The 11,610-nt window shown below is 46.6% G+C and carries 11 protein-coding genes; 7 read left to right on the top strand and 4 right to left on the bottom strand.

The window, feature by feature from the left end; translation table 11 throughout:
* The first annotated feature begins 197 nt into the window (after window positions 1–197).
* From ORJ00_RS06715 to dauA, 3 genes are all read left to right on the top strand, one after another.
* The gene (locus tag ORJ00_RS06715) at window positions 198–1,925 is read left to right on the top strand and encodes an alpha-amylase family glycosyl hydrolase (protein ID WP_306139355.1); all 1,728 of its coding nucleotides are present in this window, start codon (window positions 198–200) and stop codon (window positions 1,923–1,925) included.
* Window positions 1,926–2,031: 106 nt separating this feature from the next.
* Window positions 2,032–3,069 (top strand): alpha/beta hydrolase family protein, encoded by a 1,038-nt coding sequence (locus tag ORJ00_RS06710; protein WP_306139354.1) that lies wholly within the window; start codon window positions 2,032–2,034, stop codon window positions 3,067–3,069.
* Window positions 3,070–3,198: 129 nt separating this feature from the next.
* Complete coding sequence (gene dauA, locus ORJ00_RS06705; RefSeq protein ID WP_306139353.1) at window positions 3,199–4,962, top strand: C4-dicarboxylic acid transporter DauA; 1,764 nt, start codon at window positions 3,199–3,201, stop codon at window positions 4,960–4,962.
* A gap of 5 nt (window positions 4,963–4,967) precedes the next feature.
* Here the strand turns inward: dauA and ORJ00_RS06700 are convergent, their stop codons facing one another.
* Window positions 4,968–5,996, bottom strand: a complete 1,029-nt coding sequence (locus ORJ00_RS06700; protein ID WP_306139352.1) for a LacI family DNA-binding transcriptional regulator — start codon at window positions 5,994–5,996, stop codon at window positions 4,968–4,970.
* A 174-nt stretch (window positions 5,997–6,170) separates the two neighbouring features.
* Window positions 6,171–6,629: a hypothetical protein gene (locus tag ORJ00_RS06695; RefSeq protein WP_027669997.1), complete on the bottom strand. Its 459-nt coding sequence runs from the start codon at window positions 6,627–6,629 to the stop codon at window positions 6,171–6,173.
* 199 nt (window positions 6,630–6,828) lie between these two features.
* On the opposite strand from ORJ00_RS06695, the gene ORJ00_RS06690 reads away from it, so the two are divergent.
* Genes ORJ00_RS06690 through ORJ00_RS06675 form a run of 4 tightly spaced genes read left to right on the top strand, consistent with a single transcriptional unit; the run spans window position 6,829 to window position 9,944 of the window.
* Window positions 6,829–7,644 (top strand): MipA/OmpV family protein, encoded by an 816-nt coding sequence (locus ORJ00_RS06690; protein WP_240474820.1) that lies wholly within the window; start codon window positions 6,829–6,831, stop codon window positions 7,642–7,644.
* Window positions 7,644–8,024, top strand: a complete 381-nt coding sequence (locus tag ORJ00_RS06685) for a DUF3019 domain-containing protein (protein WP_027669999.1) — start codon at window positions 7,644–7,646, stop codon at window positions 8,022–8,024. Before ORJ00_RS06690 ends, ORJ00_RS06685 begins: the two co-directional genes overlap by 1 nt.
* Window positions 8,024–8,716, top strand: a complete 693-nt coding sequence (locus tag ORJ00_RS06680) for a winged helix-turn-helix domain-containing protein (RefSeq protein WP_027670000.1) — start codon at window positions 8,024–8,026, stop codon at window positions 8,714–8,716. Before ORJ00_RS06685 ends, ORJ00_RS06680 begins: the two co-directional genes overlap by 1 nt.
* Window positions 8,717–8,726: 10 nt before the next feature.
* Window positions 8,727–9,944, top strand: a complete 1,218-nt coding sequence (locus ORJ00_RS06675) for an ATP-binding protein (RefSeq protein WP_306139350.1) — start codon at window positions 8,727–8,729, stop codon at window positions 9,942–9,944.
* 11 nt (window positions 9,945–9,955) lie between these two features.
* Here the strand turns inward: ORJ00_RS06675 and ORJ00_RS06670 are convergent, their stop codons facing one another.
* Both ORJ00_RS06670 and ORJ00_RS06665 read right to left on the bottom strand, forming a co-directional pair.
* Window positions 9,956–10,636 carry a DUF3334 family protein gene (locus ORJ00_RS06670; RefSeq protein ID WP_027670002.1) on the bottom strand — a complete coding sequence of 227 codons (681 nt, stop codon included), beginning with the start codon at window positions 10,634–10,636 and terminating at the stop codon, window positions 9,956–9,958.
* A gap of 74 nt (window positions 10,637–10,710) precedes the next feature.
* Window positions 10,711–11,400 carry a substrate-binding periplasmic protein gene (locus ORJ00_RS06665; RefSeq protein ID WP_169338534.1) on the bottom strand — a complete coding sequence of 230 codons (690 nt, stop codon included), beginning with the start codon at window positions 11,398–11,400 and terminating at the stop codon, window positions 10,711–10,713.
* Between the last annotated feature and the right edge of the window lie 210 nt (window positions 11,401–11,610).

Genomic DNA, 11,610 nt, shown 5'->3' with positions numbered 1-11,610 from the left:
CCCCGGATATTTTTATTATGATATGAAACCGTATTTGTTTGCCTAAGCTACACGATAGCAGCCATTTTGCGCAAAACTGTGCATACGTATTCATCTTGTTGTTGCACTGTTTTGGCGTTATTACGAACAATAAGCAAGCATAGCAGCACGGCGTTGCAGCGCTATGGTGCAACATAGAAAATACAAACGGGGATGCAATGAAAGCCTTTACTTTAAGCGCACTGGCATTGTCTTTATTGTTGGCGGGTTGTAAACCAGCGCCACAAAATGATGGTAACCAAGCAAACAACATAACACCTTCGACAGCGGCACAGCATAGCCATTCCAGCACATTACAAAGTGAAGCCTGGTGGCAAAACGCCGTGTTTTATCAAATTTGGCCGCGCAGCTTTTATGATACCAACGGCGACGGCCATGGTGATTTTAACGGCATGACCGCTAAGCTGCCCTATTTACAGGAGTTGGGGGTAAATGCACTGTGGCTAACGCCAATGTTTGAAGCGCCGTCCTACCATGGTTATGACTTTACCGAGTTTTATCAGGTAGAAAGTGACTATGGCAGCATGCCCGAATTTGAAGCCTTTATTCAGGCAGCGGATGCCAAAGGCATGAAAGTGATTCTGGATTTAGTGATTAACCATATCTCTAGTGAACATGACTGGTTTAAGCGCTCAGCAGCCGGAGAAGCACCGTATAAAGATTACTTTATTTGGCGCGACGATATGCCAGCAGCCGGCAGCGGCTGGGGCCACGCCTGGAGCAATAACGACAACCCTGAAGCTGTATGGCACTACAACGACACGCGTAAAGCTTATTATTATGCTGCCTTTGGCGCCAGCCAGCCCGATGTTAACCTGCGCCACCCCGATGTAATAGCTGAAATGAAAAAAATGGCCAAATTCTGGCTGGATAAAGGCGTTGCCGGTTTTCGCCTAGACGCAGTGCGCTTTGCCATGGAAGGTGGCCCGGATGCTCAAGCCGACACAGCCGAAACCATTGCCTATTGGCAGGATTTTAACCAGTTTGTCAAAAGCGTAAACCCACAAGCCTATTTAGTTGGCGAAGCCTGGGTAGATATTCCTGTTGCAGCGCGTTACTTCGGCGACGGCACCGGTTTAGACCAGGGTTTTGATTTTGAAGTGGGCTACAAAATTTTGGGATTATTAAAACCCGATGCCAGCGGCGAAGCACAGTTTGGTACTATGCAGTCTAATGCACAAAAAACTGCTGATGCCTCGGTACTACAGCAGAATGTGCAGCAACGTGCTGATTCTGTCGCACCGCTTAGCTTTTTTGCGCCGTTTTTAACCAACCACGATCAAGAGCGTATTGCCTACCAGCTTAAGCAAGATAACGCCAAAGCCAAGTTAGCCGCAGCCATGCTGTTCAGCTCACCCGGCACGCCGTACATTTATTACGGTGAAGAAATTGGCTTAACCCAGGACCGTAGCGGCCACGACGTGTTTAAACGTGCACCCATGCTGTGGGATAACACCCAGCAAGCCGGCTTTACCCAAAGCGCGAATAGCTGGGTGGAGCAATTAGCATTGTTTGGCGACGGCTTCCCAAATTGGTATCCGGATTTTCTGGCGAAGCAACTTAGTGCAACCGATCGCAGTGTCGCAGCACAGCAAGCGCAACCTAATTCAGTATGGCAGCTATATAAGCTTTTAATTGCGTTGAAAAAACAGCGGCCAGAGTTGGGAACTGATGGCAGCTATCAGGTAAACCAGTTAGCCAATGGCATAGTGCAAATAACACGAGAACTCAACGGCAGTAAAAGCGTGTTTGTGCTGAATTTGGCCGACAGTGCGCAGGATATTAGCACCATTAACCGCGACGGCTTAAGCGCTAACTGGGCGTTTGATGTTAATGGTCAGCAGCTTGCAGCCCATGGTTTGCTGATTTTAAACAGCCAGCACTAAGTAGATATCGCTCTCCCTGAAACCGCCGGCTAGTTTAGCGGCGGTTTTTTCTTGCCTTCGCCAGCTTGTTAATTTATCGTTTCAATAAAATTAACAAGGAATGTGTATGAAGCTTTATCTTATGTTACTCAGCAGCTTACTGCTGACAACTGCCACACATGCTGAACCGATAAAAAGCCCAAAAGGCCCGCAGTTATTACCGGCGTTTTCCACAGCAAGCTCGCTAAAACAAAACTTCAGCTGCTATATGGGCCCCTTTGCCAGCTATGACAGCTGGTTGGCTATGATGAGTAAAAAGCCAAAATTTAATGCCGCAATGTTTGGCCAACGCTTCTCCAGAGCTGATGTTGAACGGCGGCAGCAGACGCTGGATTGTCGTGTATTCGCCTATGAATCTGACGGTGTTCTGGTGGAAGGCGTAATGGTACGACCAAAAAATACTGCAGCAGATGCAAAGTTACCCGTTGTGATTTATAACCGCGGTGGCAATGCTAAGGGTGGCACTTTGGTTTATGGCGCAATTCAGCACAATGTAATGCCACTGGCAGAGCTTGGCTATATTGTCATTGCCAGCCAGTATCGCGGTGCTAAAGCCTTTCCAACCCTTGTCACTGGTGACATGCAGCTTGATCAGTTTGGCGGCAATGATGTAAACGACATTAAAAACCTGCTGCCAATCATTAACGGCATGCCCGAAGCTGACAGCGAGCGGATTGCGATGAAAGGTTTTAGCCGTGGCGGCATGATGAGTTATCTGGCCGCACGTAATATGCCAAAACTAAAGGCATTGATTGTTGAAGCAGGTGTGGCCGATCTGGAAGCCAGCCTGGTAGTACGTCCAGCGATGGAAAATATTTTCACCAGATTTATTCCTAACTATGCTACAGAAAAATCCGCACAATTACAGGCGCGCTCGGTGCTGCAATGGCTGGATAAACTACCGCCCAAGTTGCCGATACTGCTTTTACATGGCGATAAAGACGAAAGGGTAGAAGTGGCGCAATCGCAGAATTTGGCAAAAGCACTGGCCGAAAAAGATCATCCGCATAAACTGGTAGTATACCCGGGCGCCAATCATGGTATGCATCCCAACCGCGCAGAAGCCGATGCCGAAACCGCGGCCTGGTTAAAACAATACCTGTAAGCCATTCTGCCGCTGCATTACTAAACTGCAGCAGCATAAAAACAATTAGTTGTCAGACTAATAGCGCATACCGCCAAGCAGGGTTTGTTGCTAAGCTCATTACACCTGTTCTGCTGTTGCGGAGTTGTGGTGTCTGACCGTTCCCATCTGTTTTCCCTGCGTATTGGCCATGCGCTACGCGAGGTGCTGGCCGAAGGCTATGGCCTGAATAAACTCAGTAAAGATCTGCTGGCCGGTATTACTGTCGGCATTATTGCCATACCGCTAGCTATGGCGCTGGCTATTGCCTCCGGTGTGGCACCGCAGTACGGTTTATATACCGCGATTATTGCCGGTTTTGTTATCTCGCTAACCGGCGGCTCGCGTTATAGCATTAGCGGCCCGACTGCTGCTTTTGTAGTTATTTTATATCCTGTCGCGCTCAAGTACGGTTTAAGTGGTTTATTGTTGGCTACTGTGCTGTCAGGTGTATTGTTGTTACTGATGGCGGCAATGCGACTGGGCCGTTTAATAGAATATATCCCTGAGTCAGTCACCTTAGGCTTTACTGCCGGTATTGCGGTGGTTATTGCCACCTTGCAGGTTAAAGATTTCTTTGGCTTGGCTATCCCACATATGCCAGAACATTATGTTGAAAAAATTGCGGCTCTGGCACTACGTTTACCACACATGTCCTGGCCTAGCCTGTTTGTTGCTGGCATCACACTGGCAGTAATGCTGCTATGGCCAAAACTAAGAACCATCATTCCTGCGCACCTACCAGCGTTGTTTATCGGCACCTTACTCGCGCTACTACTGCTTAGTCTGGGTTTTGAGCTTGATACCATCGGTTCACGTTTTAGCTATAACTTAGCCGACGGCAACAGCGGCAATGGTATTCCGCCCTACTTACCCTACTTTGACTGGCCCTGGTTGCGCCCCGGCCCAGACGGTGCTGCACTGGTTTTTAGCTGGCAATTAGTGAAAGACTTACTTGGCGCCGCCTTTGCTATGGCCATGCTGGGCGCAATTGAATCACTGCTGTGTGCTGTGGTGTTGGATGGCATGTCGGGGCGGCGCCACAGTGCCAACAGCGAGTTGCTGGGCCAGGGTATTGGCAATATTATTACGCCGTTTTTCGGCGGCATTACCGCCACGGCGGCACTGGCGCGCTCATCAGCGAATTTTAAAGCCGGTGCCCAATCGCCGGTAGCAGCGATGATTCATGCGCTGGTGTTACTGCTGGGCCTTGTCTTGCTGGCACCACTGTTATCTTACGTGCCAATGGCTGCACTGGCGGCATTGCTGTTAATGGTGGCATGGAATATGAGCGAAGCGCCCAAAGCGCTGCATTTACTTAAAACCGCACCGCGCAGCGATATCTGGGTGTTTGTCACCTGCTTTAGCCTCACCGTACTGTTTGATATGGTAATTGCTATTACCACCGGCATCCTGCTGGCGGCGTTATTGTTTGTTAAAGAAATTGCTGAAATGAGCAAAGTGACTGATATCAGCGGCAACCGCAAACAGGTTGAACAGCCAATTCCTCATGGCTGGCAGGTATTAAAAATTAGCGGGCCGCTGTTTTTTGCCGCCGCCGATCGGATTTTTGCCGATATTGCCCGTTTAACAGACCATAGCCGCGGCATAGTGTTATATATGGACGGCGTGCCACTGCTAGACGCCGGCGGCCTTGCAGCGCTAAACAAGCTCATTAGCAAATGCCATAAAAACCAAACCCAGTTGGTTATTGCCGATTTACAGTTTCAGCCATTAAAAACGTTGGCCAAAGCCGGCGTAAAACCCATACCTGGCACACTAAGCTTTTACCCCACGCTACGCGAAGCATTAGAGCCGCTATATGTCCAGGCTGCCACATTCACTTTTGCCACAGCAGTACCACTTGATGAGTAACCCTATTACAAATTATGGCCGCAAGACTTGCGGATTATTAACTTAGGTTCTATCTGATTTACCGTAATTGGCTGATCATTGATTAATTGCAGCAGGTTATTTACCAGCAACTCGCCAGCTTGTGTAGTGTCTTGTTGTATGGTGGTTAAAGGGGGTGAAGAAAATGATGCTACGGGGATGTCATCGAAGCCCATCACGGCAATATCTTCCGGCACTCTTAGGTTACGCCTTTTTAAACAGCGCATTACCCCAATGGCAATTAAATCACTGGCACAGAAAATAGCATCAACTTGCTGCCCCGATGCCAGCAATTGCTCAGTGGCATGATCACCAGCACTTTCGGTAAAGTTAGCGTCATATTGCGGTACCTGGCTAATATCCATGCCTGCATCAACCAAGGCATCAACAAACCCCAAATACCGCTCTGAAAATTCCGGGCTACCGGCAGAGGCATTCCCCACAAAAGCAAACGCTTTATGGCCAGTGGCCAATAAATGCTCTCCCGCGATGCGTCCGCCAAGCCGGTTATTGCTGCGTAGCGTAAATTCAGGATGACCATGCACGTCAGCCCCCCAGCAGACAAAGTGGGTTTCCTGCGCTAACAGTTTTTCTAGTTTTTCCTCGTAATCTTTATAGTCACCGTAACCCAACAAAATAATGCCATCGGCTTTGTTGCTGTCTTCATAGTCAGCATGCCAGTCGTCACTAAGCTGCTGAAAAGAGACTAATAAATCTTGCCCCCGTTTGGCACAGGCACGGGTAATACTGCCCAACATAGATAAGAAAAACGGGTTAATTAGAGACTGTTCGGTAGTGGGGTCTTCAAACAACAGCAGCGCCAGCGTACTACTACGTTGATTACGCAGATTGCTGGCATTTTTATCTACTTTGTAATTAAGTTGCCGGGCAATAGCCTGAACTTTCTCGCGGGTTTCTTTATTTACCTGCGGGCTATTGCGTAGTGCACGTGACACCGTTGACTGCGAAACGCCAGCCATGTAAGCAATGTCGAATGAAGTAGCTTTGTCTTTCATCTGATGCTCTGTTGTAACAGAAAATTATACATCTGAGCGCGCCATCAGAATGGGCGTATGGGCGCCGCCTTATGATTTTTATAACGTTATCATAGAGGGTATTGCAGATGGATTCAATTTTGTTATTAAAGCATTACATTGCCCTACTTTCAGAACTCTCACAACTATGAACTGCTAGCAGGGGGTAACTTTAACCTGCTCCTGAATAGACAAGGGTTTGTCGACACGCGGAAACAACACCAGCATCCAAGGCTGTAGCACGACTGTTGGCACCGCACAATTCTCACCGGCATATTCTGCCTTAAGTACAATATTCACCTGCGTGGCCTGGCCCTGAAAGGCCCCCACCGCTAACGCTTTGGCTGGCTGCTGTGAGCCGCTCATCACCAACAGAACCTGATATTCAGCAAAGTTAATAGTTTCCGGGGTGCCGCTGCGGTTAAGCACCTGATAAAAAACATCATCGAAACTGGCTTGACTACTAATTACCTGAATAATTTTATCGTCACTTTGCGCACTGTTACCACGCGCCAAATACTGATAAGCCGAAGTGTCGTCTGCCGTTAAGTCTTCTACACAACCGCTTAACAACCAAAGCGATGTAACAGCAATAAATAGCATACTTAGCTTCATAACATGTCCTCACCTATTTTTTAAGCTAGTCTAGCCACGCAACAATAGACATACTGTGACTATTCACAGCAAATTGTGAAACATTGTTATGTTGTCTTATGTCTAACGCAGCAACTTGCTAAACTGATGTAGTGGAAAATAAACCTAAATATTAAGGTGCGAATTGCGATACTGGTTACTAATACTTTTTGTACTAAGCATGGCAGCGAAAGCTGACACCGCAGAGGTGTGCCTTGACGACCCGGGCTGTGCCACTGAGCAAAAGCTGTATTTAAGCCTGGCGCTAGGTTATGGACAACGCAGTAACCCGCTGTATGACGGCGAAGAGCTTCCTTTGATATTGTTGCCGGAAGTGTATTACTACGGTGAAAATTGGTTCTTTGACAACGGTAAGCTAGGCACTAGCTGGGCGTTATCTGAACAATGGCATTTAAGTCTGGTTAGCCAACTCAATTCAGAGAAAGGCTATTTTCAAAAATGGTTTGGTGGCAACGTTTTTCAATTTAGTCAAAGTTTCACTAATGCATCGATATCTGAAGAGCGAATTGGCCCGATGCAGGCGTCAGTACACGAAATCAGTAAACGCCCTACTGCAGTAGATGCAGGCTTGCAGCTTGATTGGTTTAGCGATAACTGGCAGGTGCAATCAAATGTGTGGCAGGATATCAGCAACACCTATCAGGGCCAGCATGCCAGCATTAGCGTTGGTCGCTACTGGGAAAACGCCTTTGGTCGATGGCAGTTTATTGCAAAGTTAAATTGGAAAAGTGCCAAACTTATTGATACTTACTATGGTATTGATAATAATGACCCATTCTATTTACGCCGTTATAATGGCAAGCCAAGCTGGCAACCGGAACTGCGTTTAAGCTGGCAACACCCTTTGTCAGAGCGATTTGCTGTGTTAGGGTTTTTGCGTTACTTACATCTGGATGATGCTATGACCGACAGCCCGCTGCTGCGTACCAACAATATTACAACCTGGTTCTTTGGCGTAAGTTACCGGTTATTTTAATGCAGTCTTTTTGGTTATTACTGGCATTAAGCGGTATGACAACACAGCATGACTTGCCTGTGAACTGCGACGCAAACATTTGCTGGGACGTGAGTCCGCAAATTTGCGTTACTGAACAACAAAAGCAAAGCTGCCAATCTCAACTGCAACTGCATTGGTACAGTGACACCGCCCAAAATACTTGCTTATATCTGGCAGAGCAAAAACTCCAATGTTGGCAAAATGTGACCCAAGGTCACTGGAAACAAAAGCTCAGCTGGGAAAATGCAGCACTCACCTTACGCAGCCCCGACAACCAAATATTGTTACAAACTGAACTGCAAGTACTAAGCCGTAAACCGGCAAGACGTCGCTTAAGCAGTCCATGGAGCATTTTCTAATGGCAAAAATTTTACTGGTAGAAGACGATATTCGCCTTGCTTCTTTGGTGCAAAGTTTTCTTACACAACATGGTTTCGTTGTGCAGCTACAAAGCCAGGGGGATGCTGTGGCTGAGCATTGCCGCCAATTTCAACCTGATCTTATTGTATTGGATTTAATGTTACCCGGGCTGGATGGTTTTGGTGTCTGTAGGCAGATCCGCCCATGGTACAAAGGGCCTGTACTTATACTTACGGCTAAGCAAGGCGACATTGATCAAGTGTTGGGGTTAGAATTAGGCGCCGATGATTATGTTATTAAGCCGGTGGAACCGCGCGTTTTAGTCGCCCGAATTAATGCTTTGTTACGTCGCAGCCAAAGTAGTCATAAGAGCGAACAGCAAGAGCTGCAATTTGACCGTTTACTGTTAAAACAGCGTTCTCGCGAAACCTGGTATGACAACGAACGGGTAGATTTAACCAGCTATGAATTCGACTTACTGTGGATGCTAGCAAAACATGCCGGGCAAACGGTAAAACGTGAAGCTATTCATCAACAAATAATTGGTCGTGAGTATGATGGCTTAGATCGTACAGTAGATGTGCGCATCTCGCACCTGCGCCGCAAACTGGGCGATAACGCTGAAACACCTTTTCGAATAAAAACCGTTTGGGGCAAAGGCTACCTATTTGTCGCCGATGCGTGGCTATAACACTTTGCCTATGCAACGCCTTTTCTGGCATTTTTATCTGTTTATTTTTTTGGTGCTGCTGGGTTCTGGCTGGGCAGTAGAGCAGCTATGGCAGCACTGGAATCCACCAGCACAGCAGCCTTGGCTGGCAAGCTACACCGCGTTATTGCAACAGCAATTACAACAGCCAGCGTCGACCTGGCCTGACACTATTCCTCTAACCATTCTGGCTCAGCCTGCTGACAGTATTAGCTGGCTAGCAGACGAACTGGCTCAATTACAACAAGGTAATGTCATCAGCTTATTTGAAGCAGAAAAAGTGTATTTTTATTATCTGAGCAACCAGCAACTTTTGCAGCTCGGTCCGCTGACATTAGTACAAAATGATGGTGCTAGCTGGTTTACGCTCTTATTTTTCGTCTTGCTAGCCATAGCTGTTGCCGCGTGGTTATGGCCGGTAGCGCGCGACATCAATAGTTTACAACATAGTCTGACAAAATTTTCCGTCAATATTGATACCACATTGCAATTACCCAGCCGCTCATTTATTGCCCCTATCGCGCAAAGCTTTCAGCAGATGAGCATGCAAATACGTGAACTACTAAAATTGCAGCGTGAAATGACACAAGCCGTATCTCATGAATTAAGAACGCCCATTGCCCGCCTCAGCTTTGCACTGGAAATGGCACAGCAACTGCCAGAGCAAGAAAGGCAGTTAATGTTGCAGGATGTACGAGAGCTGCAACAGTTGGTCGATGAAATTCTCGACTACGCCCGGCTTGAAACAGGCCAGATACCCCTGCAAATGCAACAAATTGATCTCACCGAACTCATTGCCAATGTCCAGGAGAAACTTGAACCGTTGCCCGGTGCTGCGATAATCCTGCAATTACCTGAACACGCCGTGCTATATGGTGATGGCCATTACTTAGAGCGCGCACTTCAGAATCTGCTGGTTAATGCAAAAAAATATGCGGTGCAACACATTCGATTAAGGCTGAGCAAGCATAAGCAATGTTGGCAATTAGATATTGAAGATGATGGCCCTGGAATACCTGAGCATTTACGTCAGGAAATTTTTAAACCTTTTTTTCGGGTCGAGGCCAGTCGCAATAAAAAAGCCGGCGGATTTGGACTGGGGTTAGCCATTGTCCAACGAGTAGCCATATGGCACAAAGGCGACATAGGTGTTATGCAGTCGACATTGGGCGGCGCGCATTTTGTGCTGCGCCTGCCTCAGCATCCTTAAAAATATACCAATTACAAACCAAGGTTTTTCATAAAGTCGTCGTCTACATCTACATCGACATCAACGCTAACGGTATTCTCTGGCGTATACTGCTGTGCGTTTGCCAAAATATCGTCAGGATGTTCCTGTTCAATTTTGTCAAATTCATGCAACTGTATAAACTCGGTTTTATCCATCGCCAGTTCCAGATAAAAAATATTGTGTTCTGGCGTACTGAAAGTCACTCGTCTGGCTTGTGGTTGATCCAGTTGAGTATTAATTAAAATTTGTACCTGTTTATTAATCGCCATCATCTTGGGCTGACTCTGGTTGATAGAGGTGTGCAGGTCATATCGAACAGTGTTGGTAAAGTCACCTACAATCTGATTCATCAATTCACCCATCACATTTCCGACCTCATCCGAGGTATGAAATTGCGCCAACTCTTCTTCCGGCATACCCATGCTCTTAAGGTATTTCTTATAAATTTCCATCGCTGCCTGGGCAGTGAAGTTAATGATCACTAAACCAGAGAAACCACCATCAAACAGTACAAAGCAGCCTAAGTCAGGGCGCAAGCAAGTTTTCTGTATTTTTTGTACCATCGGCGAGTGCGCAACGTTATTGTTGCCCGCGCCAGAGAGTACTTTAGTTACTGATTGGCAAAGCGTCAGTAATATTTCGTCTGTTGTTATCGTTTTAGTTTTTTTCATTGTTTCAATCCAACTGCCTAAGTAAGAACAGTATAAGCGTATTCTGTGAGCTTAGGCTATATTATCCCACTCGCTCAATTGGGAAGATATTGCAACAACAGTTGCTTCAGTTTTCCTGACTGCTGCAGTTGTGCCAATCCCCGATTAAACACCGTTACCCATTCAGCTTGCCAGCAAGCCGCAGGATACAAAGCCTCATTAAATAAATAATGCGTTTCAAGTGGTTGTTGCGGTGCAACTTTATTGGCTAAATAGTGCAATACTCGCTGCTCACCAATAACTAAATCAACACGATGGCTAAACAGCAACTCTAGTTGCAGTTTTCTCTCTGCCAGTTCTAGATAACTTGCCTCGCTGATAGCATGTTGGTAGTTCTGGCCTAATATCTTTTCCGCTTGCTGATAAGCGACAATACGTTTCCCTGACAAATCAGACACGCTGTTTAGCGTTATTGCTGCCTGCTGCAAGCTAATTGCGACGTCTTTAAAGGGTAAATACGGTTGTGTGTAAATAGCGCCAGCAATATCTACAGCTGCGGGTGAAATACAGTCCAACTTATGATCGCTAAACTGCTTTAACAACCTGCTATAGCTGTGCAACTCGAACTCTACCTGATATCCAGCCTGGCTAAATATCCGTGACATCAATTGATACTCAATGCCATCAAGCGCGCCAGCGTCATTATAAAAAGACCAGGGCGCAGATAAATGCAAGCCTACCCGCAATATTTCAGCAGCCTTAACCGACGTTGCTAATAAAGCCAAATAGATAATCAATATTCGTAAACAAGATACAATCATGGCTCTACAACAGGTTTTTCTTATGTACGACTATTAAATAGCGATAGAACTGCAAAAGCAATGTCTTCCTTGATTTGCAGACATATCTGTTAACTTATACTTACACTTCAATATTAGCCGTGACGGCCAAAACTACGTATTATAATGCGCCGCCAATTGGAGAGCCTTAACCCG

This window comes from Rheinheimera baltica (assembly GCF_030731985.1).
Classification (GTDB): Bacteria; Pseudomonadota; Gammaproteobacteria; order Enterobacterales; family Alteromonadaceae; genus Alishewanella; species Alishewanella baltica.
Note: the sequence above shows the minus strand (reverse complement) of the source record. Positions and strands in the feature narration are given on the sequence as shown.

Coding starts and splice junctions, on each gene's coding strand:
- ORJ00_RS06695 (WP_027669997.1), bottom strand. CDS start 6,629: ATGAAGCTAAGTATGCTATTTATTGCTGTTACATCGCTTTGGTTGTTA.
- ORJ00_RS06685 (WP_027669999.1), top strand. CDS start 7,644: ATGCAGTCTTTTTGGTTATTACTGGCATTAAGCGGTATGACAACACAG.
- ORJ00_RS06710 (WP_306139354.1), top strand. CDS start 2,032: ATGAAGCTTTATCTTATGTTACTCAGCAGCTTACTGCTGACAACTGCC.
- ORJ00_RS06700 (WP_306139352.1), bottom strand. CDS start 5,996: ATGAAAGACAAAGCTACTTCATTCGACATTGCTTACATGGCTGGCGTT.
- ORJ00_RS06715 (WP_306139355.1), top strand. CDS start 198: ATGAAAGCCTTTACTTTAAGCGCACTGGCATTGTCTTTATTGTTGGCG.
- ORJ00_RS06690 (WP_240474820.1), top strand. CDS start 6,829: ATGGCAGCGAAAGCTGACACCGCAGAGGTGTGCCTTGACGACCCGGGC.
- ORJ00_RS06680 (WP_027670000.1), top strand. CDS start 8,024: ATGGCAAAAATTTTACTGGTAGAAGACGATATTCGCCTTGCTTCTTTG.
- ORJ00_RS06675 (WP_306139350.1), top strand. CDS start 8,727: ATGCAACGCCTTTTCTGGCATTTTTATCTGTTTATTTTTTTGGTGCTG.
- ORJ00_RS06670 (WP_027670002.1), bottom strand. CDS start 10,636: ATGAAAAAAACTAAAACGATAACAACAGACGAAATATTACTGACGCTT.